Origin of the sequence: Curtobacterium sp. MCBD17_021 (genome assembly GCF_003234525.1) — a bacterium.
Lineage (GTDB): Bacteria > Actinomycetota > Actinomycetes > Actinomycetales > Microbacteriaceae > Curtobacterium.
The window spans coordinates 318,776-343,572 of record NZ_QKTS01000002.1; the positions used below are offsets into that span (position 1 = coordinate 318,776).

The following is a 24,797-nucleotide window of genomic DNA, read 5'->3' on the forward strand; positions in this document are numbered from 1 at the left end:
AACATCCGACTCTCTGGTTGACTTGGGATTCACAGCATGTCAGCGTGTGGTCACCTGTGCGTGCCGTGCGTGCGCGCACGGCCGCCAGACCCACCCCGTGCCGACGACGTGCGGAGACAGGAGAACGACCGTGGACAGGGACACGACCGCAGACGAGGCGGCTCGCCGCATCCGCTCGGCGCGCTTCGCGACGATGCCGATCGTCCTGGCCGGCACGATCGCCGTGACCGCCGGGCTCACCGGACCGATCGCGCACGCCGACCAGCGCCACGACGACCAGGCCGGCGGGCGTCACGTGGACGAGGACCGGAACGTCGGGTCGCGCCCGGTGTTCGGGACCGCCGTGGCTCGGCCCTCGACGCCGGTCGCCACCACCGTCGCCGCGACGCGCACCGCCACCCCCACCACGTACACGGTGCAGCAGGGCGACACCGTCTCCGGCATCGCGGCCCGGTACGGCCTCTCCGCACAGGAGATCCTCGTCCGCAACGGCCTCGGCTGGAACACGATCATCCACGCCGGTCAGACGCTGCGCCTCGCCTCGACCCCGGTCGGCGCGGCGGTGTCGACGACCGCCAGCACGGCGAGCTACCACGTCAAGCAGGGCGACACGGTGTCCGGCATCGCCGCGAAGGTCGGCGTCCCGACCGCTGCACTCCTCACCGCGAACGACCTGTCCCAGCGCAGCGTCATCTACCCCGGGCAGAGCCTCAAGGTCCCCGCGGGCACGGCCAGCACCCCGAAGACGTCGACCACCGCAGGACCGGCGGTCGCGTCCCCCGGCGCTCCGACCACGTCCGCTGCGGTCTCGCGCGGCGGCTCGGTCACCATCGGCAACGGTGACACCATCGCCTCGGTCGCGACGACGCACGGGGTGTCCGTCGCGTCGCTCCTCGCCGCGAACGGCCTGACCTACACGAGCACGATCTACGCCGGCGGCACCCTGGTCCTGCCGACGAGCGGCCCGTCCCTGACGAGCGAGCAGCGCACGAACGCCGCGACGATCGTCCGCGTCGGACGTTCCCTCGGCGTGTCCGACCGCGGGCTCGTCATCGCGCTGGCGACCGCCATGCAGGAGTCGAGCCTGCGCAACCTCGCGCACGGCGACCGCGACTCCGTCGGGCTCTTCCAGCAGCGGCCGAGCCAGGGCTGGGGGACGCCCGGGCAGCTCCAGGACACCGCCTACGCCACCGAGCTGTTCTTCGGCGGGTCGCGGAACCCGAACGCCGGTGTCACCCGGGGGCTCCTCGACATCCCCGGATGGTCGTCGATGAGCGTCACCGAGGCCGCGCAGGCCGTACAGCTGTCGGCCTACCCGAAGGCGTACGCCCAGTGGGAGCAGTCGGCCACCACCTGGTTGCGCTCGCTCTGAGCCGACTCCACCGGGTCTGACCGCGTCGCCCGGGTCATCCCTCCGGTCGAGATCGTGTAACGACCGGAGCGCCGGTGCAGCCGTCCGCCGCGCCGCTTCGTAGAATGCCGCAGATGACCACGAACGCCGCCACGGACCCGATGATCGGTCGCATGATCGATCAGCGGTACCGCGTGCGCTCCCGCATCGCGCGTGGGGGCATGGCGACGGTGTACCTCGCCACCGACGTGCGTCTCGAGCGCCGCGTCGCGGTCAAGATCATGCACGGCCACCTCGCCGACGACCAGGCCTTCCGGGAGCGCTTCATCCAGGAGGCCCGTTCGGCCGCGCGGCTCTCGCACCCGAACCTCGTGGGCGTCTACGACCAGGGCGCCGAGGACGACTGCGTGTACATCGTCATGGAATACATCCCGGGCATCACGCTCCGCGACCTCCTGCAGGAGCACCGGGCGCTCACCCCGGAGCAGGCGACCGACATCCTGCGTGCCGTGCTCGCCGGTCTGGCCTCCGCGCACCGCGCCGGGATCGTGCACCGCGACCTCAAGCCCGAGAACGTGCTGCTCGCCGACGACGGCCGGATCAAGCTCGGCGACTTCGGACTCGCCCGTGCCACCACCGCCAACACGGCCACCGGTGCGGCGCTGCTCGGCACCATCGCCTACCTCTCCCCCGAACTCGTCACCCGCGGGGCAGCCGACTCGCGCAGCGACATCTACGCGCTCGGCATCATGCTCTACGAGATGCTCACCGGCGAACAGCCCTACAAGGGCGAACAGCCGATGCAGATCGCCTACCAGCACGCGAACGACACCGTCCCCCCGCCCAGTGCCGCGCTGCCCGGTGTCCCGTCCGAACTCGACGACCTCGTCGCCTGGGCCACCGCCAGGGACCCCCGTGACCGCCCCCGCGACGCCCGCGAGATGCTCGACCACATGGCCGGCGCGCAGCAGCGTGCGACCGGGCAGTACCGCACGGCCGTGCTGCGCCCCGAGAACGCGACCGCGATCCTCCCGTCCGGTGGCAGCGCCGGGGCCGTGGCGTTCGGCGACGACGACGTCGAGGACGCGAGCGAGCACGACACCACCGTCCTCGACCGCCGCGGCACGCAGGAGACCCCGTCACGCCGCCCGGGTGGCCGTTCCGCTCCGGGGCCCCGACGGACCGGCGCGGTCGCCGCGACGCTCTCCCCGGCCGGGCAGCGCCTCGCCGACAAGTCCGCCAAGCGGCGCAAGCGCGGCTGGACCGCCCTCGTCGTCGTCGTCGTCCTCGCGCTCGTCGGCGCCGGGATCGCCGCTTGGTACGGGCCGGGCCCCGGCGGCAACGTCCGGATCCCCGCCGTCGCCGGCAAGACCGTGCAGCAGGTCCGGCAGGTGCTCGCCTCCAACGGCCTGCAGGCCGCCGCCGCGACCCGGAGCGAGCCGGACCGGACCATCGAGGCCGGCCTGGTCACCGCGACGCAGCCGCCGGCCGACCGGACCGTGCGCAAGGGCACCGCGATCCGCATCGTCGTCTCGAGCGGTCCGCGGATGATCGCCCTGCCCGCGATCGTCGGCCAGTCGGTCACCACCGCGCAGGCGGCGCTCGACGACGACTTCGACCTGCAGGACGTCCGGTACCAGTTCTCGGCTGACGTCGGCGCCGACACGGTGATCGCGGCGACCGGACGTGGTGACGACGGTCCGGTGGACCTCACCACCGTGGAGCAGTACCCCGAGGGGGCACCCGTGGCACTCACCGTGTCACTCGGGGCCGTTCCGGACGTCACCGGGAAGACCGTCGACGACGCCAGGGCCACGCTCGAGGGCGTCGGCCTGGCACTGGGCGCCCAGGCACGGCAGTTCAGCGACACGGTGCCCGCTGGTCAGGTCATCTCGGCCACCCCCGCCGCCGACCCCGCCGTGGAGGGCACCGCCGTCGACGTCGTCGTCTCGGACGGGCCGGTCCCGATCGCCCTGCCGGACGTCCGCGGGGCGACGATCGACGAGGCGCGGGCGACCCTCGAGGCGAGCGGCCTCGAGGTGACCTACCCCGACTGCACCAACATCCTCTGTGGCTTCTACGACTGGGAGAGCAAGCTCCCCGTCCGGTCCACCGACCCCGCCCCCGGGACGACGGTGCACAAGGGTGACACCGTCACCCTCACCTACCAGCAGTAGGCGCAGCCCGGCCGCAGGACGGCCGTCAGCGGGCGACGGAGGGGTGCGCGCGGAGCTCCTCGGCCACCAGGAATGCGAGTTCGAGGGACTGCATGTGGTTGAGCCGCGGGTCGCAGAGCGACTCGTAGCGGGTGGCCAGGGTCGCCTCGTCGATGTGCTCGGAACCGCCCAGGCACTCCGTCACGTCGTCGCCCGTGAGCTCGACGTGCATGCCGCCAGGGTACGTGCCGACCGCGCGGTGCACCTCGAAGAACCCGACGACCTCGTCCACGACGTCGTCGAACCGGCGGGTCTTGTACCCGTTCGGCGTGGTGAGGCCGTTGCCGTGCATCGGGTCCGTCACCCAGAGCGGGTTCGCGTCCATGCCCTTGACCGCCTCGAGCAGCTTCGGCAGCTCGTCGCGGATCTTGCCGGCACCCATGCGGGTGATGAACGTCAGACGGCCCGGTTCGCGCTCCGGGTCGAGCTTCTCGATGAGTGCTTCCATGTCGGCGACCGTGGTGGTCGGACCGAGCTTGACGCCGATCGGGTTCCGGACGCGCGACAGGAAGTCGACGTGCGCTCCGTCGAGGTCGCGGGTGCGCTCCCCGATCCAGATGAAGTGACCGGACGTGTCGTACGCCTGGCCGGAGCGCGAGTCGATGCGGGTCATCGGGCGCTCGTAGTCCATGAGCAGGCCCTCGTGCGAGGCGTAGAACTCGACGTGCTTGAGGGCCTCGAAGTCCGCGCCGCAGGCCGCCATGAACTGGATCGCACGGTCGATCTCGGCCGCGAGGTTCTCGTAACGCGCGTTCGCCGGGTTGGCGGCGAAGCCCTTGTTCCACGAGTGCACCTGGCGCAGGTCCGCGAACCCGCCCTGCGTGAAGGCGCGGACGAGGTTCAGCGTCGACGCGGCCGTGTGGTAGCCCTGCACCAGGCGACGCGGGTCGGCCTGTCGGGACTCCGGGGTGAAGTCGTAGCCGTTGACGATGTCACCACGGTACGCCGGCAGGGTCACGTCCCCGCGTGTCTCGAAGTCGCTCGAACGCGGCTTGGCGAACTGTCCCGCCATCCGGCCCATCTTGATGACCGGCGTCGACGCACCGTAGGTCAGCACGACGGCCATCTGCAGGATCGTCTTCACCCGGTCACGGATGGAGTCGGCGGTCGCCCCGGCGAAGGTCTCGGCGCAGTCGCCGCCCTGCAGCAGGAACGCCTTGCCCTGGGCGGCGGCGGCCAGACGGTCGCGCAGCTGGTCGACCTCACCCGCGAACACGAGCGGCGGCAGCGTGGCGATCTCGGCGGAGGCGGCCTCGGCAGCGGTGGGGTCCGGCCACGTCGGCTGCTGCTTGATCGGGAGCGTGCGCCAGTGGTCGAGGCCCTCGATCACGTCCGGATCCTGCAGGGTGAGGGAGTCGATCGACTCGGACAAGGCTGCACCTCGGTGTTCTGGTCGCACGCGGCCGTCACGCGGACGGCGCCCCGGCGGTTGCGGGACTGTCCGAGCCTACCGTCCGGGGGTGACCCGACGCTCCCGCATGACGGTCTCGCGTGCGGTCGTCGCGCGCTCCTTGACGCTCGTCGCGTAGACGTCCTCGTACTCCTGCCGGCTCAGGCCGCGGAGCTCGTGCATGATCTCGTCCGTGACGCTCCGGAGGATGAACCGGTCGGTCTCGAGCCCCTCGAAGCGCGAGAAGTCCAGCGGCTTGCCGAAGACGACGCCCACCCGCTTGAACTTCGGGAACTTCTGGCCGATCTGCTGGACCTCGCGGGTGCCGACCATGGCGACGGGCACGACGACGACGCGACCCTCGAGCACCATCCGGGCGATGCCGGTCCGGCCGCGGTACAGCTTGCCGTCCGGGCTGCGGGTGCCCTCGGGGTAGATGCCGAGCTGCTCGCCGCGGGCCAGGACCTGCAGCCCGGTGCGGAGCGACGCCTCGGACGCCTTGCCGCCGGAGCGGTCGATGGGCAGCTGACCGATGGCGTTGAAGAACGTCTTCGTCGCCCAGCCCTTGAGCCCGCGTCCGGTGAAGTAGTCGCTCTTGGCGAGGAACGACATCCGCCGGTCGAGCACGGCGGGCAGGATCACCGAGTCGATGAACGACACGTGGTTCGAGGCGAAGATGACCGGGCCGGAGCGGGGGACGTTCTCGCGTCCGATCACCCACGGTCGGAACAGCGTCAGGATGAGCGGGCCGAGCACGAAGTTCTTCAGCAGCCAGTAGAGCATCGTCGACTCCGTCGGGTGGGGGTGCGGGTCAGGCCGTGCGGGCGTGGATGCGGGCGAGGTCGGCGGCTCCGACCACGCCGGCGTCGTTGACGAGCTCGGCGATGACGAAGTCGGGCTCCGGGTGGTATCCACGCGCCGGCAGGTTGTTGAGGTACGCCTGCTTGATCGGTTCGAGCAGCCGGTCCCCCGCGCTCGCGACCCCGCCACCGAAGACGAACAGCTGCGGGTCGAGCACCGCGGACAGCGACGCACACGCCTCGCCCAGGTGCCGACCGAGGCGGCGGAGTGCCGCGAGGGCGCCAGGGTCGTCGGCGAGGATGAGGTCCCCGACGACCGCGCCGTCGAGGTGCCCGCCGTTCGCGTCACGGGCCTCGGCCAACGCCACGCCGATGCCGCCGGCGTCCGCGACGTCGTTCGCCATCCGCTGCAGCGCGCGACCGGAGCCGTACTGCTCGATGCAGCCGCGGGCGCCGCACCCGCACGGCAGGCCGTTCGGGACGATGCGCAGGTGGCCGATCTCGCCGCCGGTGCCGAACCCGCCCCGGAACAGGCGGTCCTCGGTGACGATCGCGCCACCGACCCCGGTGCCGATGGTGAGCATGGTCATGTCGGACACCAGACGGCCGGCGCCGAAGCGGAACTCGGCCCAGCCGGCGGCGTTCGCGTCGTTGTCGACCGTGATGTGCAGGTCGCCCAGGCGCTCCTGCAGCTTCTGGCGGAGCGGTTCGTTCCGCCACCGGATGTTCGGCGTGTAGTAGACGATCGACTGCGAGGCGTCGATGAAGCCCGGCGCCGCGACCCCCACCGCACCGACCTGGTGCTGGGGTCTGAGGCGCTCGACCATCGACACGACGTCGTCGAGCATGGCGATCGGGTCCGCAGCGTTCGTGGCGACGCGGTCCTCGGCGAGGATCTCGCCGAGCTCCGTGACGACCGCTCCCGCGATCTTGGTGCCCCCGATGTCGATTCCGATGGCATGCACGAACATGGAGCCTACCGGGTCGACGCGTGCGCACCGAACGGTCGGACGCTCACCGAACTCGGGAGGAGTCGTCCTATGCTGAGTGTGAGCCGACTCGACGATGAGCGGACTCACATCGAACCGGCCGACGAGGGAGTTGCCGTGACCGATCAGCGTGCCGACCGCACCACGTCCACCAGCAGGGGCGGGACACCCGCCGAACACGACACCGGCCCGGTCGCTGCCGACCACGGCTCGGCGGCGCGCCTGCTCTCCGACCGGGCGCGGCTCACCCCGGACCGCCCGATCCTCGCCGAGCGCACCGGTGACACCTGGATCGGCATCAGCGCCGCCGACGTCCTGGCTCGCGTCCGTGGCATCGCGAAGGGCTTCGTGGCCGCGGGCCTGCAACCGGGCGCCCACGTCGCGATCCTGTCGCGGACCCGGATGGAGTGGACGCTCGTCGACTTCGCGGTCTGGACCGCGGGGTTGGTGTCCGTCCCGGTGTACGAGACGAGCGCGCCCGACCAGATCCGGCACATCCTGTCCGACTCCGAGTCCGTCGCGATCGTGGTGGAGAAGGAGGAGCACGCTCGTCGTGTCGCGGGCATCGCCCCCGACCTGCCGCACCTCGGCCAGCACTGGACGATCGACGGCGGCGGCCTCGACGACCTGGTCCGGCTCGGCGAGGACGTCAGCGACGCGGAACTGGACGGTCGGACCGCCACGGTCTCGGGCCGTGACGACGCGACGATCATCTACACCTCGGGCACGACCGGTCGGCCGAAGGGCTGTGTGCTCCGGCACGACAACTTCACCGCCACGGTCGAGAACTCCACCGAGGCGATGTCCGAGGTCGTCTCAGGCGATGCGTCCACGCTCCTCTTCATCCCGATGGCCCACGTCTTCGCCCGGTTCATCGCGGCGATGTCCGTCTCGGCCGGGGTGCTCGTCGGGCACGAACCGGACACGAAGGACCTGCTCAAGGCGGTGTCGACCTTCAAGCCGACCTTCCTGCTCGCCGTCCCCCGGGTCTTCGAGAAGATCTACAACTCGTCGGAGCAGAAGGCCGACCTCGGCGGCAAGGGCCGGGTCTTCCGTGCCGCCGCCGCCACCGCCGTCGCGCACTCCGAGGCCGTCGCCGCCGGTCGTGTGCCGTTCGGACTCGCGCTGCGCTTCCGGCTCTTCGACAAGCTCGTGTACGCGAAGCTCCGGGACGCGCTCGGCGGCCGGGTCCGCTACGCGATCAGCGGGTCCGCGCCGCTCTCCCCCCGTCTGTCGCACTTCTTCCGGTCCATCGGCGTGCACATCCTCGAGGGGTACGGGCTCACCGAGACGACCGCCCCGGCGACCGTGAACCGTGCCACCGAGCTCCGGATCGGCACCGTCGGCCGGGCCCTCCCCGGCGTCGAGGTCCGGATCGCCGACGACCAGGAGATCCTCATCCGTGGCGTCGACGTCTTCGACCGCTACTGGCAGAACCCGGAGGCGACCGCCGCCGCGTTCCGGGACGGCTGGTTCCGTACGGGCGACCTCGGCCGGCTCGACCCGGACGGCGTCCTCACGGTGACCGGGCGGGCGAAGGAGCTCATCGTCACGGCGAGCGGCAAGAACGTCGCGCCGGCCCCGCTCGAGGACGCCATCCGCGAGCACCCGCTGGTCGCCCAGGTCGTCGTGGTCGGCGAGGGCAAGCCCTTCGTCGCCGCGCTCGTCACGCTCGACCGCGAGATGCTCCCCGGCTGGTGCGAGGCCCGCGGCATCACGCCCGCGCTGACCCCTGGCCAGGCCGCCCGTGACGACCGCGTGCAGCAGGCGGTCCAGGAGGCGGTGGACGCCGCGAACGGACGCGTGTCCCGCGCCGAGTCGATCCGGTCCTTCTCGGTCGTGGACGTGGAGCTGACGGAGGGCTCGGGTCACCTCACGCCGAAGCTCACCGTCAAGCGGTCGGTCGTGCTCCGCGACTTCGCCGCCGACATCGAACACATCTACTCGGGCTCTGCGGTGCAGACCACGTCGACGCCGGTCGTGCCGTCGCGGCGTCGGCACTGACCGCCGCGTCCGCAGGACCCCGCAACCGCCTGGAGGCCCGTCACCTGTCCATGAGACGGGTAACGGGCCTCCAGTGCGTCGCCTGGCGGCGACAGGCCGGACGGATCAGGCCTGCGGGACCTCAGGAGCGTCGATCGGGTCGAGGACCGCGGTCGCGGCGGTGCTCGTCGAGACCTGCTCGGGGCGGCGGTTGGTGCGGGTGCGGTGCGAGCTGAGCTCGTCGTTCTGGGGTGCCATCGTGCTCGTCCTGGGTGAGTGGGGACCGCCGGCGGGTGACCGACTGGGCAACACGGTACCTCGCGATCAGGACAGCGCGACAATCCCGCGTCCGGGTGTCACGGACCGTCCCCCACGGGCGTCCCCCGCCCCGGTCACCGGTGGTGCCGGAGCGCGCGTCAGCGGACGGTGACGGACCGACACCCGAGCAGCGGGTTGGTCGTCCCGGCCCCGACGTTGATGCCGTACGTGCAGAGCTCGTGGGTGCCCTTCGACAGGGCGATCGTGCGTGTGTACCCGGAGTTCGCCGGCGCTGCCGGGTGCGCTCGGACCACGTCCGGACGTGCCACCGAGGTCGACACCCGGCCGAGGTTCCGCGACCCCGAGGTGCGGTCGTAGAAGGCGACGGAGAGCGGATCGCGCGTGTCGGGGTCGTACGCCCAGCCCGTGACGGTGACGCCGCCGCTGCCCACGGTCGCGGTGTCGAGGCGGCCGACCGGCTCGTGTGACCGGTCCACGCCCACCGTCACCTGCCGGCAGGCGCCCAGCAGGGGGTTGGTCGTGCCGGGACCGGTGTTGAGGCCGTAGGCGCAGATCTTGTGCGAGCCGGCGGAGAGCGGCACGGTGAGCGACCATCCGCTGTTCGCCGGGGCAGCCGGACGCGCACGCCGGACGTCGCTCCGGGCGATCGACGTCGTGACCGTGCCGAGCGAGCGGGAGCCCGAGGTGCGGTCGTACACCCGGACCTGCACCGCGCTCGCGTCGGGGTCGTAGGCCCACCCGGTCAAGGTGACGCCGCTCGTGGTGCCGGTGCCGCGCTCGAAGTTGCCGATCGGGTCGTGCGACGTCGCCGGGTCCACCGCGGCACCCGCCTTCATCACGACGGGAGCGCTCGCGGTCTCGCTGTCCGAGCTGCCGTCGGGGTGACGCAGCGTCACCTGGACGGCGTACTTGCCGGCTGGCCGTGACCCGAGCCGGAAGGGCACGGTGTTCGACCCCTTCGTCACGGCCACGCCCGATGCGATCCGCTGCCATCCGCCGCTGCCGGTCCTCACCGCGACGTCCGCCGTGCTCCCCGCGACCCAGGCGTTGTCGTGGAACGTCACGTTCGTCGACCCGGTCGCCGCCGGATCGGCGCGCAGGTGCACGGACTTCAGGTGCCACACCGCCTTGCCCGGGTCCTCGTTCGGGTCGAAGCGCAGCCCGGTGATCGTCTGCCCACCCCAGCCGGCCTTCGGCGCGATGGCGTCCTCGTCGAGCGGGTTCTGCGCCGTGAGGTCGACGGTCGTCTCGGCGGCGTTGCCCGACGAGTAGGTGAGGATGTCGTTGCTGATCTGCGGGGTCCCGGTGCCCGAGACGTTCCAGATCGCCCTCGCCATCTTGCCGCCGCCCGCCGAACCGGACAGGTCGAACGGGCCGTCGTAGGTCAGGTCGAACTGCAGGTGGTGGTAGGTGCTGCCGGCGAGCCGGGAGACCGGGAGGTGCACCTGCGGGTCGTTCTGCCGCGGGCCGTTGTTCCGGGCGGTGATGCCACGGCTGTCGCGCGCCAACACCGTCGTGTTCGAGTACCTGACCCGCGACGTGGCCGCGGCCGACGTGAAGTTCCACGGCCGACCGGTCGTGGCGGTCGCGTAGTCCTGCCCCTGTGTCGGGTTCGGGCTGTCGACGACGAGCTGCGGTCGCGGCGTCACCGTGTACCCGCTGTAGGTCCCGGCCGGCATGCCCGCGTGCGGGTGCGTCGCATCCGGTGCGGCGTGCAGGCGCATCCAGTCGATGCTGGCCTGCTTCCCGGTGTTCCCGGAGCCGTTGGCGAGGATCACGGGGTCGACGCGGAAGACCACCTTCTTCGCCGATCGCCACGGCACCTTCGCGAGCAGGTTCGACTTCGCCGTCAGGTCGAAGCTGTACACGTGCGGGCCCTGCACGATGGGGAACGTGAACCCACCGCCGCAGGCCGAGGTCTGCTCACGGCAGGTGAACCAGTAGACCGCGCCGATGTGCTTCGTGAGCGGCTGGTCCATCGAGAAGGTCAGTCGCGAGTACCGCGCGGGGTCCACCGGCTGCCGCGCGCCGTCCCGACCGGTCGCCAGGCTGCCCGAGATGGAGTGCACCATGAACAGGCGGTTGCCGGGTGCGAGGTCGACCTTGAGTGCGCCGCCCGTGACCCGAGCCGGGGTCCCCGAGAAGTCCGTGTTGAAGTCCGAGGAGTTGATGAAGTCCCAGGCGTCGCCGTGGACGTCGCTGGCGTAGTCCGCGGCCTCGGACTCGCTCGCGGGCGCCGCTGTCGCGCGGCCCGGTGAGCCGACGGTCACGCCGACGGCGAGACCCGCCGCGACCGCGACGGCCGTGGCGACGGCCAACGCTCGTCGTGTGGCGCGCGAGATGGGAGTGTGGTCGTGCATGTGCTGTCCCCTGCCTGGTCATCCGGTGCCCTGTGGACGGGGCAACGGTACGCAGACGGCCCGGCCGCGCCGAGCCCCCGTTCCGGGCGCGGCACGTCGGGAGTGCACGAGGCCGTCGACCGGAGCCTACGACGCCCAGGGCGGCAACGGAAGCGTGACGATCCGCGGCGCGCAGTGGTCGGTCGAGCCCTAGTGGAACCAGTCCTGCGCGCGGATGTCGCGGAGCGCGTGACGACGGGTCTCCGGGTCGAGCGTCATCACGTAGACGGTGCCGTCGAGGTGGTCGCACTCGTGCTGCAGTGCCTCCGCCATCAGGCCGGTGCCCTCGAGCACGACCTCGGCGCCGTCGACGTCGACACCGCGCACCTTCGCGTACGGGAACCGCTTCGTGGGGTACGCCAGGCCGGGCACCGACAGGCACCCCTCGTCCATGAGCTCGGGCTCGCCAGCGGTCTCGACGAGTTCCGGGTTGAGGACGTACCCGACCTCGCCGTCGACGTTGTACGAGAAGGCCCGGAGCCCGACGCCGATCTGTGGCGCCGCGACGCCGGCACGACCGGGTTCCTTGACGGTGTCGATGAGGTCCTGCACGAGCTCGCGGACTCCGTCGGACCCGATGCGGACCGGGTCGGCGGGCGAACGGAGGACGGGGTCGCCGAACAGGCGGATGGGACGGACGGTCACGTTACTGCAGCACCACCAGGAGGTCGCCGGCGTCCACCTGCTGGGTCACCGGGATCGCGAGACGGCCGACGGTCCCCGCGACGGGAGCCGTGATGGCCGCTTCCATCTTCATCGCCTCGATGCTCGCCACGGCCTGACCGGCCTCGACGACGTCACCGACGGCGACCTTGAGCGTCACGACCCCGGAGAACGGGGCTGCGACGTGCTTCGGGTCGGACCGGTCCGCCTTCTCGGCGGCCTTGGTCTCGACGACGACCGACCGGTCACGCACGGCCACCGGCCGCAGCTGCCCGTTCATGGTGGCCATCACGGTCCGGATGCCCCGGGCGTCGACCTCGCCGATCGCCTCGAGCCCGACGAGCAGGTTCACGCCCTTGCCGAGCGGCACCACGTGCTCCTCCCCCTGGCGCAGGCCGTAGAGGTAGTCGACGGTCGGGACCACCGACAGGTCGCCGAACTCGTCGCGGACCTGCTGGAACTGCCGGGTCGGCTGCTCGAACAGCAGCCGGTTGAGGGCCTGCTGGCGGACGGTGCCCGGAGTACCGAGGGCTGCTCGCTCGTGCTCCGGGACCGGGGTGACCTCGATCCGGACGTCCCGCCCGGCCAGGACCTTCGACCGGAACGGCTCCGGCCACCCGCCCGGCAGGTCGCCGAGTTCGCCCGCCATGAAGCCGATCACCGAGTCCGGCACGTCGTACTTCTCCGGGTGTTGCTCGAAGTCGGCAGGGTCGGCGTCGACCGCGGCGAGCTGGAGCGCGAGGTCGCCGACGACCTTCGACGACGGCGTGACCTTCGTCGGACGGCCGAGGATCCGGTTCGCCTCGGCGTACCAGTCCTCGACCTGCTCGAACCGGTCGCCGAGCCCGAGGGCGATGGCCTGCTGTCGGAGGTTCGACAACTGTCCGCCCGGGATCTCGTGCTTGTACACGCGGCCGGTCGGCCCGGCGAGCCCGGACTCGAACGGGGCGTAGGCGCGGCGGACCGCTTCCCAGTAGGGCTCGAGGTCCCCGACGGCACCGAGGTCGATGCCGGTGTCGCGTTCGGTGTGGGCCAGTGCGGCGACGAGAGCCGACATGCTCGGCTGACTGGTCGTCCCGGCCATCGGTGCCGCGGCGACGTCGACGGCGTCCGCACCGGCCCGGGAGGCCGCGAGGAGCGTCGCGAGCTGACCACCGGCGGTGTCGTGCGTGTGCACGTGGACGGGCTGGTCGAAGCGCTCGCGCAGCGCGCCGACGAGCTTCTCCGCAGCACCCGCGCGGAGGAGCCCCGCCATGTCCTTGATCCCGATGACGTGCGCGCCGGCCTCGACCATCTGCTCCGCGAGTCGCAGGTAGTAGTCGAGCGTGTACAGGTCCTCGGCCGGGTCGAGGAGGTCGCCCGTGTAGCAGAGCGCCGCTTCCGCGACCGCCGTGCCGGTGGCGAGCACGGCCTCCAGGGCGGGACGCAGCTGACCGACGTCGTTCAGCGCGTCGAAGACCCGGAACACGTCGACGCCGGTGGCGGCGGCCTCGGCGACGAACGCGTCCGTCACCTCGGTCGGGTACGGCGTGTAGCCGACGGTGTTGCGACCGCGCAGCAGCATCTGGATCGGGATGTTCGGCATCGCCTGACGCAACGCGGTCAGGCGCTCCCAGGGGTCCTCGCCGAGGAACCGGAGCGCGACGTCGTAGGTCGCACCGCCCCAGGCCTCGACGCTGAGCAGCTGCGGGGTGAGCCGCGCGACGTGCGGGGCGACCGCGACGAGGTCCTTCGTGCGGACCCGGGTGGCGAGCAACGACTGGTGTGCGTCCCGCATCGTCGTCTCGGTCACCGCGAGGGCGGTCTGCGCGCGGAGCGCCTCGGACCACGCGGCCGGACCGACGCGCAGCAGCAGGTCGCGCTGTCCCTCCGGCACCGGTGCCGCGAGGTCCGTGGTCGGCAGCTTCAGCGCCGGGTCGACCACGTGCGCGGCGGGTGAGCCGTTGGGCTTGTTGACGGTGACGTCGGCGAGCCAGTTGAGGACCTTCGTGCCGCGGTCCTTCGACACGTGGCCGTCGAACAGCTGCGGACGCTCGGCGATGAACGCGGTCGAGACGTCACCACGGGCGAAGTCCGGGTCCTCGAGGACGGCCTGCAGGAACGGGATGTTCGTGCTGACGCCGCGGATCCGGAACTCGGCGAGGGCACGGCGCGCCCGCGCGACCGCGGCGGGGAAGTCCCGACCGCGGCACGTCATCTTCGCGAGCATCGAGTCGAAGTGCGGGCTGATCTGGGCGCCGGTGGCCACGGTGCCGCCGTCGAGGCGGACGCCCGCTCCGCCCGGACTGCGGTAGGTCGTGATCCGGCCGGTGTCCGGGCGGAAGCCCTGCGTCGGGTCCTCGGTCGTGATGCGGGTCTGCAGCGCCGCGCCGTGCACCGAGACGGTGTCCTGGGTCAGGCCGAGCTCGGCGAGCGTCGCCCCGGCGGCGATGCGCATCTGCGACTGCACGAGGTCGACGTCGGTCACCTCTTCGGTGACGGTGTGCTCGACCTGGATGCGGGGGTTCATCTCGATGAAGACGTGCTGCCCCGCTCGCTCCCCCACCGTGTCGAGGAGGAACTCCACGGTGCCGGCGTTGACGTACCCGATCGACCGCGCGAAGGCCACGGCGTCGCGGTGGAGCGCCGCCGCGATCGACGGGTCGAGGTCGGGCGCCGGGGCGATCTCGACGACCTTCTGGTTGCGGCGCTGCACGGAGCAGTCCCGCTCGAACAGGTGGATCGTGCCGGTCTCGCTGCCCGTGGCGTCGGCCAGGATCTGCACCTCGATGTGCCGCGGGCGCAGGACCGCCTGCTCGAGGAACATCGTCGGGTCGCCGAACGCGCTGTCGGCTTCGCGCATCGCTTCCTCGAGGGCCGGACGGAGCTCCGCGGGCGTCTCCACCCGGCGCATGCCGCGACCGCCACCACCGGCGACCGCCTTCGCGAACACCGGGAAGCCGATCGCCTCGGCCCCGGCGACGAGTTCGTCGACGTCGCGGCTGGCCGGCGTGCTCGCCAGGACCGGGACCCCGGCGGCGATCGCGTGCTCCTTCGCGGTGACCTTGTTGCCGGCCATCTCGAGCACGTGCTCGCCCGGGCCGATGAACGTGATGCCCGCGGCCGCGGCCGCAGCGGCGAGCTCCGGGTTCTCGGACAGGAAGCCGTAGCCCGGGTAGATCGCGTCGGCACCCGACTCGCGCGCGACCCGGATGATCTCGGAGACGTCCAGGTAGGCCCGGACCGGATGCCCGCGCTCCCCGATGAGGTACGCCTCGTCGGCCTTCAACCGGTGCAGGGAGTTGCGGTCCTCGTACGGGTAGACGGCCACGGTGCGGGCACCGAGCTCGTACGCCGCACGGAATGCTCGGATGGCGATCTCGCCACGGTTGGCGACCAGGATCTTGTCGAACACGAGGTCCCTTTCAGCCCGGGTTGAGGTGTCACAACCCTACTGGCGGTAACGTTGCTCATCGTGCATGTACTCAGCGTGAGCTCCCTCAAGGGCGGTGTCGGCAAGACGACCGTGACACTCGGCCTGACCTCGGCAGCGTTCGCCAAGGGTCTGCGCACCCTGGTGGTGGACCTCGATCCGCAGTCGGACGTCTCGACGGGCCTCGACATCGACCTGACCGGGCACCTCAACGTGGCCGACGTCCTCGAGAACCCGAAGGAGAAGATCGTCCGTCAGGCGATCGCCCCGTCCGGGTGGACGAAGGGGTCCCAGGGCAAGATCGACGTGATGGTCGGCTCCCCCTCGGCCATCAACTTCGACGGGCCGCACCCGTCGATCCGCGACATCTGGAAGCTGGAGGAGGCGCTGGCGAACGTCGAGGCCGACTACGACCTCGTCCTCATCGACTGCGCTCCCTCGCTGAACGCGCTGACCCGCACCGCCTGGGCTGCGTCCGACCGGGTCTCGGTCGTCACCGAGCCCGGCCTGTTCTCCGTCGCCGCCGCCGACCGCGCCCTCCGTGCGATCGAGGAGATCCGTCGCGGACTCTCGCCGCGCCTCCAGCCGCTCGGCATCATCGTGAACCGCGCGCGGGTGCAGTCCCTCGAGCACCAGTTCCGCATCAAGGAACTGCGCGACATGTTCGGCCCGCTGGTGCTCTCCCCGCAGCTGCCCGAGCGCACCTCGCTCCAGCAGGCGCAGGGTGCTGCGAAGCCGCTGCACGTGTGGCCGGGTGAGTCGGCGCAGGAGATGGCGCGGAACTTCGACCAGCTGCTCGAGCGGATCATGCGCACGGGCAAGATCGGGCCGTACGCCGACGGCGCGGGCGCGATCGCCTGACGCGGGTTCGTCATCCGGAGGGTCGCCCGCGGGCGGCCCTTCGTCGTTCCCGGTGCGGTGCTGCCACTGCTGGGGCTCGAGTCTGGGCCCCTGCGGCCCACCGTCAGCGGTACGTCACGGTTCCACGACGTGCCGCATGCGGTCGTCGCGGTTCCAGGAGTCCGGGATCTCGGACGTCGAGATGCCGCGATCCCGGAACCTGGAGCTGGCTGGCGGCCCGGGAGGCGCCGAGCGGCCGCGTCAGGACGCCGGCGGCGTCAGGAGGCGCGCGTCGCGCGGCGCGCCGCGAGTTCGTCGCTCGGGTCCTCCGCCGGGGTGGCGTCGAGCTCGACCAGCGAGGACTCGACCTCGCGCAGGACCTTGCCGACCGCGATGCCGAACACGCCCTGGCCGCGGGACACCAGGTCGATGACCTCGTCGTCCGAGGTGCACAGGTAGACCGAGGCACCGTCAGACATGAGGGTGGTCTGCGCCAGGTCGCTCACGCCGGCTTCGCGGAGCTGGTTCACGGCGGTGCGGATCTGCTGCAGGGAGATGCCGGTGTCGAGCAGGCGCTTGACGAGCTTGAGCACGAGGATGTCGCGGAAGCCGTAGAGCCGCTGCGACCCGGATCCGGCAGCGCCGCGGATGGTGGGCTGGACGAGCTCGGTGCGGGCCCAGTAGTCGAGCTGGCGGTAGCTGATGCCGGCTGCCTTCGCGGCGACGGTGCCGCGGTAGCCGTTCTGCTCGTCATGCTCGGGCAGGCCGTCGGTGAACAGCAGCCCGAGGTCGTACCGCGTCATGTCAGACGGGGTACCGGGGACATCGTTCCCACTCATCAGCTTGCCTTCCACGACGATCGAGCTCCCACCCGAAGCTTCAACAGCGGGTTGAGAGTTGTTCCGAGGTCCACGGTAGCGAGTCGGGCGGCGTGGAGGCGGGACATCCGCTCCGGCGCGTCCGGCGTGTCGAGGATATGCCCCGGCACCGACCCACGTCGAGGGTCGACGACGCCCTGAGCGCTCACGAGTCGAGCCGACCGATGGCCGCTCGGATGAGTGACGAACGGATGACCTCGAGGTGTCCGGCGATCTCCCGGGCGAGTTCGAGCGCCTTCGCACGCGAGGTGGCGTCACCCCGGCGGGACACCGGCATGAGCGCGGACTCGATGAGTCCGACCTCGCGCTCGGCGGTGGCACGGAAGGTCCGGAGGTGTCGCGGCTCGATCCCGGAGCGCTGCAGCTCGACGAGGGCCTTGAGGACGCCGACGGACTCCTCGCCGTAGGTGTCCGCCGCCGGGATGAGCGAGGACGACACCGCGTCCCCCACCAGCATCGGGGACGCCCCCGCCGCACGCTGGAGTTCGTCCCGCGAGTACCGACGCTCGCGCCCGAGCATCGACGGACGGGGGACGTCCCCACCACCCGGCAGGTTCGGCTCGCGCCCCGCGTCGAGGTCGGCGAGGTACTCCTTGATGACCTTGAGCGGCAGGTAGTGGTCCCGCTGCAGGCCGAGGACGATGCGCAGCCGGTCGACGTCGGCGGGCGAGAACTTCCGGTAGCCGCTCTGTGTCCGAACGGGCGTGACGAGCTCGCGCTCCTCGAGGAACCGGAGCTTCGAGCTCGACAGGTCCGGGAAGTCCGGCTTCAGTCGTGCCAGCACCTGACCGATCGTGAGCAGGTCCGGCGCCGGCGACACCGCCCGCGCCGCAGCGGAGCGGGGGGCCACTACGCGTTCGCCAGGCGCGCCAGGTCGACCCGGGAAGCGTAGAACGTCAGGCGGAACTTGCCCACCTGGACTTCGGAACCGTCGACGAGCAGTGCTTCGTCGATGCGCACACCGTCGAAGTACGTCCCGTTGAGGGACCCGAGGTCCTTCACGCTGAACGACGTCCCGCGGCGGACGAAGTCGGCGTGCTTGCGTGAGACCGTGACGTCGTCGAGGAAGATGTCGGCGTCCGGGTGTCGACCGGCCGTCGTGACGTCCGAGTCGAGGAGGAAACGCGCTCCGACGTTGGGACCGCGTCGGACGACGAGCAGCGCCGACCCCGACGGCAGCGCCGAGATCGCGTCGCGTTCTTCCGCAGAGACTCCGGCCTCGGGCGTGAGCGCCGCGGCGTTCTCCATGCTGAAGGTCAGCGTGGTGTCGACCAGCCGCTGCTCCGGGGTTCGTCGTCCCGGCTGCGGGACCACTGGATCTGGCATCGTGGACCTCCTCCTCTTGGTCGTCCAGCGTATCGGAAACCGGCGGGTCGGCGAGAGCCCCGTCCACAGGGGACACGGGAGGCTCCCCACCGACCGGTGGGGAGCCTCCCGTCCGGAGCCTGCCGGACCCGTCCACGCAGGTGTGCAACCGGATCCAGGGCGAGCCGTCCGGGTCGCTGGTCGACGCCTCGGGGCTGTCGCCGGTGTTCCACCACTCCGCCTGGTACGGCGTGCCGTCGAACAGCACCCGGTCGCCCGTGCCGGACCGGCGAGTCCGACCGGGGGCTGCGCCCCGCCTGGAGGCCCGGTCCACACAGGTCGAGCGCGTCCCGGACCGCATCCGCTCGGCTTCCCAGCACGCGCGGACTCTCCGGGTCGGCTCCGGCCGGTCAGCGTCCCGGTGGCACCCGGTCAGCGTCCGCGCGCGAGGAGCCAGAGCAGGTACGGCGCGCCGACCACCCCGGTGACGACCCCGACGGGCAGGGTCACACCGGGCAGTGCGAACTGCGCGACGAGGTCGGACCCCAGCGTCACGACCGCACCGACCGCGGCCGCCGGGCCGAGGGCGGTGCGTCCGCCGCCGACGAGCCTCCTGGCGATCGGGGCGGCCATGAGCGCGACGAACGACACCGGCCCGGCGGTGGCGACGGCCCCCGCGGTGAGGAGCACGGCGGTGAGGAGCAGCAGCACCTTGGCGCGGTCCGGCCGGAGCCCGAGCGAGGCCGCGACCTCGTCCCCGAGCGACAGCACGCCGAGGCGCGGCGCCTGCAGGAGTGCGAGCGCCATGAGCACGACGAAGCCGACGAGCAGCGCCCCGACGACGACACGGTCGACCGCGTTGAGACTGCCGGAGAGCCACAGCAGCGCGGTCCCCGCCTGCTGCACGCTGCCACTGGTGAGGAGCCACCCGGTGATGCTCAGCGAGACCGCGCCGACACCGACGCCGACGAGGACGACGCGGTTGCCGGTGATCCCCCGGCGCCAGGCGAGCGCGGCGATGAGCACCGCGACCGTGACGGCGCCGACGAGCACCACGCCGAAGAGGGCGACTCCGGATGCGCCGAACAGCACGATCGCGACCAGTCCCGAGGCGCTCGCCCCGGCCGTGATGCCGATGATGTCCGGGCTCGCGATCGGGTTCCGGACGACGCTCTGCACGATGGCGCCGGCCGTGCCGAGACTCGCGCCGACGAGCAGTGCGGCGAGGACCCGTGGGCCGCGCAGCTGCCCGAGCACGAAGTCCGACACCGTGTCGCCGCGTCCGAGGAGGGCGCCGAGGACCTGTCCGGGGGACAGCGGGATGTCGCCGACGCCGAGGCCGACGAGCACGAGGCCGAGCAGCACGACGAGGGCGCCGGCGAGCACGAGGACCTCACGGCGGGCGGCACCACGGCGGCGGACGTCGCGGGTCCCCCGGGCGGTGGTCCTGATCGGTGTCGTGCTCACAGGCCCCGCACCGCCCGGGACCGGACCAGGGCGATGAAGACCGGCGCGCCGATCAGCGCCGTGACGATGCCGACCTGCAGCTCCCCCGGGTACGCCACGACACGGCCGATGACGTCGGCGACGAGCAGCAGCGCGGGCGCGACCACGGCGGACAGGAGGATCGTCCAGCGGTGGTCGGGCCCCGACAGCCGACGGACGGCGTGCGGGACGGCCAGTCCGACGAACGCGATCGGCCCGGCGGCCGCGACGGCCGACCCGGCGAGCAGCACCGTGACGACCGCCCCGACCGCGCGGACGAGCACCACGCGCTGACCGAGCGAGGCGGCGAGTTCGTCGCCGAGCGCGAGGGTGTTCAGCGAGCGCCCGAGCCCGACCGCGACGACGAGCCCGAGGACGACCGGAGCGACGACCACGCCGGCAGTGCCGAGGTCCCCGCCGGCGAGCGCACCGACCTGCCAGAATCGCAGCTGGTCGAGGAGCGACGCGTTCGTGACGAGCACCGCGGTCGTGATCGAGGACAGGGCGGCGGCGGTGACCGCCCCGGAGAGCGCGAGGCCGACCGGGGTGAGACCGCCGCGGGCGACGGCGGCGATGCCGTACACGAGCAGGGCGGCGAGGGCGGCCCCGGCGAACGCGAACGGCAGGTAGGCGGCGGTCCCGCTCACACCGAACACGGCGATCCCGACGACGACGGCCAGGGCGGCTCCCGCGTTGACACCGAGGATGCTCGGGTCGGCCAGCGGGTTGCGGGTGATCCCCTGCATCACCGCGCCGGCGACGCCGAGTGCGGCACCGGCGAGGAGGCCGACGACGGTGCGCGGTACGCGGTTGCCGACGACGATGAGACCGACCTCGTCGTCACGCCGCGGGTGGGCGAGCGTGTCGAGGACGACTCCGAGCGGGATCGGCCGGGACCCGACGGCGATGCTCAGGGCACAGGCGACGGCCAGCGCGACGACCGCGAGGACGACGGCCAGCACGAGCCGGGACACGGGAGCGGGCGCGGGACGCACGACGGTTCGGGAACGCATGGGAGGTGCGGCGAGCCTAACCGATCACGCACGCAGCACGAGGGACCGCGTTCGGCGGCTCCCGAGGGTGTGCACGGCCAGGCCACGGTTCGTTCATGGGGTGCTCATCGGAAGCGGACCTGTACTGGTCCCCATCGACGGCCGACCGGGCCGTGAGGACGACCGGAGAGCACCATGAACGAGACCCCGAACCGAGCCGCGGACGACGCCGGGCAGCCCCGTGACGAGCAGCACGGGACGGCGTGGGAGTCGCCGCACGCGGACCCGGCGACCCTCCGTCCCGCCCACGCCTTCGACGGCTCGGGTCCGTACCTGTTCGGCCCGGACGGTTCCGGCCCGTACGCCTACTCCCCCGACGGTCGCGGCCCCTACCGGGTCGGCAGCGCGGCCCTCGGGGTCGCTCCCGCACCGGAGGGGTGGACGGGGGCCTTCGGCGCTGTTCCCGGTGCCGCTCGTGGGACGGGTCGACGACCGCGTCGTCTCGGGCTCGTGATCGGGTCGGGCATCGCCGCCCTCGCGATCGTCGGGGCCGCCGGCGGCACCGCACTCGGCCTGTCGTCCCCACACACCACGACGACGTCGAGCCAGTCGCAGGGCGCCACGACCGTCCCCGGCACCGGCTCGGGGTCGGCCGGGGACGGGAGCGGCACCGACGGCTTCACGGTCCCCGGACCGGGCGGGACGAGCGGCGGGACCGGCACCGACGGCGGGACCGGCACCGGCGGCAGCGGCGGCACCTCGCAGTCGGCCGCGACGGCGGCCACCGCGGCGCAGACGGAGGGCGTCGTGACGATCGACACCGTGATCGACTACGACGACTCGCAGCGGGCCGCCGGTACCGGCATGGTGCTCACCTCGGACGGCACGGTGCTCACGAACAACCACGTCATCCAGGGCGCCACCGCCATCGAGGTGACGGACGAGACGACCGGGAAGCAGTACACGGCCGACGTGGTGGGGGCCGACGCGACGAACGACGTCGCGGTGCTGAAGCTGCGGAACGCCTCCGGGCTGTCGACGGTCGCGCTCGACGACGACGGCGGGGTCAGCACCGGCGACGCCGTCACCGACGTCGGCAACGCCGAGGGCACCGGTGACCTCGTCGCCGCCGAGGGCACCGTGACCGCGACGGACCAGGACATTCAGGTACAGAGCGAGTCCGGTACCGGCACCGAGTCGTTGACCGGGCTCATCGAGGTCGCCGCACAGATCGTCTCGGGCGACTCGGGCGGCCCGGTCCTGGACAGCGAGGGCGAGGTCGTCGGCATGGCGACCGCCGCGTCGTCGGGCTCGGCGGAGGTCACCGGCTACGCGATCCCGATCAGCACGGCGCAGAGCATCGCGGACGAGATCCTGGCGGGCCGGTCCTCGGACACCATCACGATCGGCCTGCCGGCGTTCCTCGGCGTGCAGGTCAGCAGCAGTGCGACCGGCACCACCAGCGGTGTCCCGGTCGCCGGCACCGTCGAGGGTTCCGGCGCCGCCACCGCCGGGCTCGCCGCGGGCGACACGATCACGAGCATCGACGGCACCACCGTCACGAGCCCGGAGCAGCTGACCGCGGCGATCGGGCAGCACGAGGTCGGCGACCGGGTCACCGTCGGCTACACGACGGCCGACGGGACCGCGACGACGGCCACCGTCACCCTGACCGCCGGCCCGGCGCAGTGACCCGGGCCGGCACAGTGTGACCCGGGCTCGGGACCGACACGGCACGATGCCCGCGCGTGACCCGCGCGGGCATCGTGCCGTCCGTTCCTGGTGACGGCCGGGTCGATCGGAACCGCGGGACGAGCAGCGTCAGCCGAGCACGGCCCGGACGACCGACCGGTAGACGTTCGCGGACGCCTCGGCGGTGAACGCCGTCGCCCCGCCCTCGGAGCGACCGACGCGCGCGAAGCCGATCCCCTCGGCCGACACGACCACGACCGGACGTGTCCGTCCCGGGCGGAGGAGCGCCGACACGGTCCACGGGGCCGCCCAGAAGGCAGCGAGCGTCGGGTCCTCCTCGGCCAGAGCGGCGGGAAGGTCGGGTGCGGACGCGCCACCCGCCAGACGACGGTCCAACAGGTCGCTCGACAGGACGGGCGTGCGGAACGGCCAGGTCCACGTCGGGCGGACCCCGAGCCTCCCGGCCAGCAGCCCGACCACGCGGTCCGCCGGAACGGACGCGACGACCGACCGGCCGTCGGCCCCCGTGTCCACGACCGTCCCGGCCCAGGCCTGGAGGCGCGTCACGCGCCCGTCGTCGTCGTGCTGGTCGAGCGTGGTCGGCTGGACGCCCTCGGCCCAGGGGGCGAGGACCGCGGCGGTCTCGGGCGGCACCGTGCCGAAGCGGCCCACGAGGTCGGCCGCGACGAGCTCCCGGCCGCCGTCGGTGCGGAGCAGGGCGGGATTCCAGCGCCTGCCGGCGAGGTTCTGCAGCGTGGCGACGGCCTCGGCGCCGAGCGACGGACCGGTCAGTGTCGACCCCGAGAGCAGGACCGGCAGCGCCTCGAGGGTGCGGGTCTCGGTGGCGGTGACATGGTCGAGCACCCGGACGGAGTCGAGGACGGCGAACACGCCGTCGTCGGTCGCGGTCATGCGGGCGAGCGGTCGTTCCACCGTGACGTCGACCCGGTGCCGACCCGTCACGAGCAACAGGTGCGCGCCGACGACGTCGCCCGCTTCGTCCGGGCGGACGTACTCGACGAGACGAGCAGGAGCCCCCGCGGTCGTCCAGACGTCACAACCGAGCAGGAGCAGTCCGTCGACCGAGCCCGGCAGGCGTTCCAGCAGCGAGGCGTTCTCGTCCCCGATCGCCCGGTCGCTCGGCCGGGACCGGACGGTGAGGACGACGTCGTCACCGCGCACCCGGAGGTCGGCGCTGGGGGCCTCCTCGGCACGCCAGCCGGTCGGACGGGTGAACCGGACGCGGGCGGTGCGGTCCTCGGTGGTCCCGGCAGCGGCGGCGGGTGGGTCGGGGACGGCCATGTTGCGAGGCTACGTGCGCCCTGGTGGAGAGCGGTCAGCGGCTCGCCGGGACCGGTCGGATCGCGTCGGACGGTCAGCTCGACGGCTCGACCTCCGACCGACGCGCCCGGCGCGGTGGGGGCGGCGGCACGGGCTTCGCGGCGACGACGTCCGAGCGGCGGACGGTGACCGGTCCGCGACGAGTGGCGATCGTCACGGTGTCCGCGGTCCGGTCGGTCAGCTCACCGAGTGCGTCCCGCGCACCGTCACCGTGGTGCGCCCGGACGACGAGCCGGTCGCCGAGCTCCGCGCCGTCGAGTGCGGCGAGGGCCCGCGCGCGGGCGAGCGCCGCCTGGGACGGACCCGTCGTCGGCAGGTCGGGGTCGGTCATGGCTCCGAGGGTACGGGCGCGGACGGGTCGGGCGGGGACGGGACGGACGTCGAGGGGACGCGGGACCGGCGCGGCTAGGGTGGCGGGATGGACAAGGCCCGGGTGGACAGCTGGATCTGGGCGGTCCGGATCACCAAGACCCGGTCCGCGGCGACGACGGCGTGCAAGGCCGGGCACGTCCGCGTCAACGGGGAGCGCGCGAAGCCGTCCCAGCCGGTCGGCCCCGGGGACGAGGTCCGCGTGCGCCAGTCCGGCTTCGACCGGATCGTCGTCGTGAAGAGCATCATCCTCAAGCGGGTCGGTGCGACCGAGGCGGCGAAGCACCTCGAGGACAAGACCCCGCCGCGTCTGCCGCGCGAGGAGGCCGGCTTCGTCCCGATCCGGGAGCGCGGAGCCGGACGGCCGAGCAAGCGGGAGCGCCGCGACCTCGAGAAGCTCCGGGGCTACTGAG

General features: G+C 72.4%; 20 protein-coding genes. 6 read left to right on the forward strand and 14 right to left on the reverse strand.

Annotated features, from left to right (window positions below):
* The first annotated feature begins 130 nt into the window (after positions 1-130).
* The gene (locus tag DEI83_RS03365) at positions 131-1,372 is read left to right on the forward strand and encodes a LysM peptidoglycan-binding domain-containing protein (protein WP_258371038.1); all 1,242 of its coding nucleotides are present in this window, start codon (positions 131-133) and stop codon (positions 1,370-1,372) included.
* A gap of 113 nt (positions 1,373-1,485) precedes the next feature.
* Complete coding sequence (pknB, locus tag DEI83_RS03370) at positions 1,486-3,528, forward strand: Stk1 family PASTA domain-containing Ser/Thr kinase (RefSeq protein WP_111080433.1); 2,043 nt, start codon at positions 1,486-1,488, stop codon at positions 3,526-3,528.
* A gap of 25 nt (positions 3,529-3,553) precedes the next feature.
* Here the strand turns inward: pknB and DEI83_RS03375 are convergent, their stop codons facing one another.
* The 3 genes from DEI83_RS03375 to DEI83_RS03385 all read right to left on the reverse strand — a co-directional run bounded on the left by DEI83_RS03375 (position 3,554) and on the right by DEI83_RS03385 (position 6,722).
* A complete protein-coding gene (locus DEI83_RS03375; protein WP_111080434.1) occupies positions 3,554-4,897 on the reverse strand; it encodes a class II 3-deoxy-7-phosphoheptulonate synthase in 1,344 nt (447 codons plus the stop codon).
* A gap of 117 nt (positions 4,898-5,014) precedes the next feature.
* Entirely contained in the window at positions 5,015-5,740 is a 726-nt protein-coding gene (locus DEI83_RS03380) for a 1-acyl-sn-glycerol-3-phosphate acyltransferase (protein ID WP_110889603.1), read from the reverse strand.
* A 28-nt stretch (positions 5,741-5,768) separates the two neighbouring features.
* On the reverse strand, positions 5,769-6,722 hold the full coding sequence (locus tag DEI83_RS03385) for an ROK family glucokinase (RefSeq protein ID WP_111080435.1): 954 nt from the start codon (positions 6,720-6,722) through the stop codon (positions 5,769-5,771).
* A 141-nt stretch (positions 6,723-6,863) separates the two neighbouring features.
* Between DEI83_RS03385 and DEI83_RS03390 the strand changes: the two genes are divergently transcribed.
* Positions 6,864-8,750 (forward strand): AMP-dependent synthetase/ligase, encoded by a 1,887-nt coding sequence (locus DEI83_RS03390; RefSeq protein ID WP_375334639.1) that lies wholly within the window; start codon positions 6,864-6,866, stop codon positions 8,748-8,750.
* Between the two features lie 105 nt (positions 8,751-8,855).
* Here the strand turns inward: DEI83_RS03390 and DEI83_RS16185 are convergent, their stop codons facing one another.
* From DEI83_RS16185 to DEI83_RS03405, 4 genes are all read right to left on the reverse strand, one after another.
* Positions 8,856-8,987, reverse strand: a complete 132-nt coding sequence (locus DEI83_RS16185; protein WP_258371039.1) for a hypothetical protein — start codon at positions 8,985-8,987, stop codon at positions 8,856-8,858.
* 158 nt (positions 8,988-9,145) lie between these two features.
* Positions 9,146-11,368, reverse strand: a complete 2,223-nt coding sequence (locus DEI83_RS03395) for a hypothetical protein (RefSeq protein ID WP_146243224.1) — start codon at positions 11,366-11,368, stop codon at positions 9,146-9,148.
* A gap of 189 nt (positions 11,369-11,557) precedes the next feature.
* Complete coding sequence (locus DEI83_RS03400) at positions 11,558-12,052, reverse strand: peptide deformylase (protein WP_111080362.1); 495 nt, start codon at positions 12,050-12,052, stop codon at positions 11,558-11,560.
* 1 nt (position 12,053) lies between these two features.
* Positions 12,054-15,464 carry a pyruvate carboxylase gene (locus DEI83_RS03405; RefSeq protein WP_111080363.1) on the reverse strand — a complete coding sequence of 1,137 codons (3,411 nt, stop codon included), beginning with the start codon at positions 15,462-15,464 and terminating at the stop codon, positions 12,054-12,056.
* A gap of 60 nt (positions 15,465-15,524) precedes the next feature.
* On the opposite strand from DEI83_RS03405, the gene DEI83_RS03410 reads away from it, so the two are divergent.
* The gene (locus tag DEI83_RS03410; RefSeq protein WP_111080436.1) at positions 15,525-16,343 is read left to right on the forward strand and encodes a ParA family protein; all 819 of its coding nucleotides are present in this window, start codon (positions 15,525-15,527) and stop codon (positions 16,341-16,343) included.
* Positions 16,344-16,600: 257 nt separating this feature from the next.
* Here the strand turns inward: DEI83_RS03410 and DEI83_RS03415 are convergent, their stop codons facing one another.
* From DEI83_RS03415 to DEI83_RS03440, 5 genes are all read right to left on the reverse strand, one after another.
* Complete coding sequence (locus DEI83_RS03415) at positions 16,601-17,161, reverse strand: MerR family transcriptional regulator (protein ID WP_110825505.1); 561 nt, start codon at positions 17,159-17,161, stop codon at positions 16,601-16,603.
* Between the two features lie 184 nt (positions 17,162-17,345).
* The gene (locus DEI83_RS03420) at positions 17,346-18,050 is read right to left on the reverse strand and encodes a MerR family transcriptional regulator (protein WP_111080437.1); all 705 of its coding nucleotides are present in this window, start codon (positions 18,048-18,050) and stop codon (positions 17,346-17,348) included.
* Positions 18,050-18,526 carry an FHA domain-containing protein gene (locus tag DEI83_RS03425; protein WP_111080364.1) on the reverse strand — a complete coding sequence of 159 codons (477 nt, stop codon included), beginning with the start codon at positions 18,524-18,526 and terminating at the stop codon, positions 18,050-18,052. The genes DEI83_RS03420 and DEI83_RS03425 overlap by 1 nt, the downstream gene beginning before the upstream one ends.
* A 411-nt stretch (positions 18,527-18,937) precedes the next feature.
* Positions 18,938-19,972 (reverse strand): iron chelate uptake ABC transporter family permease subunit, encoded by a 1,035-nt coding sequence (locus tag DEI83_RS03435; protein ID WP_258371040.1) that lies wholly within the window; start codon positions 19,970-19,972, stop codon positions 18,938-18,940.
* On the reverse strand, positions 19,969-21,003 hold the full coding sequence (locus DEI83_RS03440) for an iron ABC transporter permease (RefSeq protein WP_111080365.1): 1,035 nt from the start codon (positions 21,001-21,003) through the stop codon (positions 19,969-19,971). The genes DEI83_RS03435 and DEI83_RS03440 overlap by 4 nt, the downstream gene beginning before the upstream one ends.
* 174 nt (positions 21,004-21,177) lie before the next feature.
* Here DEI83_RS03440 and DEI83_RS03445 point away from each other — a divergent pair, with 174 nt between their 5' ends.
* The gene (locus DEI83_RS03445) at positions 21,178-22,674 is read left to right on the forward strand and encodes a trypsin-like peptidase domain-containing protein (RefSeq protein WP_146243225.1); all 1,497 of its coding nucleotides are present in this window, start codon (positions 21,178-21,180) and stop codon (positions 22,672-22,674) included.
* A gap of 129 nt (positions 22,675-22,803) precedes the next feature.
* On the opposite strand, the gene DEI83_RS03450 is transcribed toward DEI83_RS03445, so the two are convergent.
* Complete coding sequence (locus tag DEI83_RS03450) at positions 22,804-23,976, reverse strand: hypothetical protein (protein ID WP_111080366.1); 1,173 nt, start codon at positions 23,974-23,976, stop codon at positions 22,804-22,806.
* A gap of 73 nt (positions 23,977-24,049) precedes the next feature.
* Entirely contained in the window at positions 24,050-24,346 is a 297-nt protein-coding gene (locus tag DEI83_RS03455) for a hypothetical protein (RefSeq protein ID WP_111080367.1), read from the reverse strand.
* Positions 24,347-24,433: 87 nt separating this feature from the next.
* Between DEI83_RS03455 and DEI83_RS03460 the strand changes: the two genes are divergently transcribed.
* Positions 24,434-24,796: an RNA-binding S4 domain-containing protein gene (locus tag DEI83_RS03460; protein ID WP_111080368.1), complete on the forward strand. Its 363-nt coding sequence runs from the start codon at positions 24,434-24,436 to the stop codon at positions 24,794-24,796.
* Position 24,797 lies beyond the last annotated feature (1 nt).

Coding starts and splice junctions, on each gene's coding strand:
- pknB (WP_111080433.1), top strand. CDS start 1,486: ATGACCACGAACGCCGCCACGGACCCGATGATCGGTCGCATGATCGAT.
- DEI83_RS03380 (WP_110889603.1), bottom strand. CDS start 5,740: ATGCTCTACTGGCTGCTGAAGAACTTCGTGCTCGGCCCGCTCATCCTG.
- DEI83_RS16185 (WP_258371039.1), bottom strand. CDS start 8,987: ATGGCACCCCAGAACGACGAGCTCAGCTCGCACCGCACCCGCACCAAC.
- DEI83_RS03395 (WP_146243224.1), bottom strand. CDS start 11,368: ATGCACGACCACACTCCCATCTCGCGCGCCACACGACGAGCGTTGGCC.
- DEI83_RS03415 (WP_110825505.1), bottom strand. CDS start 17,161: ATGAGTGGGAACGATGTCCCCGGTACCCCGTCTGACATGACGCGGTAC.
- DEI83_RS03425 (WP_111080364.1), bottom strand. CDS start 18,526: ATGCCAGATCCAGTGGTCCCGCAGCCGGGACGACGAACCCCGGAGCAG.
- DEI83_RS03440 (WP_111080365.1), bottom strand. CDS start 21,003: ATGCGTTCCCGAACCGTCGTGCGTCCCGCGCCCGCTCCCGTGTCCCGG.
- DEI83_RS03445 (WP_146243225.1), top strand. CDS start 21,178: ATGAACGAGACCCCGAACCGAGCCGCGGACGACGCCGGGCAGCCCCGT.
- DEI83_RS03450 (WP_111080366.1), bottom strand. CDS start 23,976: ATGGCCGTCCCCGACCCACCCGCCGCCGCTGCCGGGACCACCGAGGAC.
- DEI83_RS03455 (WP_111080367.1), bottom strand. CDS start 24,346: ATGACCGACCCCGACCTGCCGACGACGGGTCCGTCCCAGGCGGCGCTC.
- DEI83_RS03460 (WP_111080368.1), top strand. CDS start 24,434: ATGGACAAGGCCCGGGTGGACAGCTGGATCTGGGCGGTCCGGATCACC.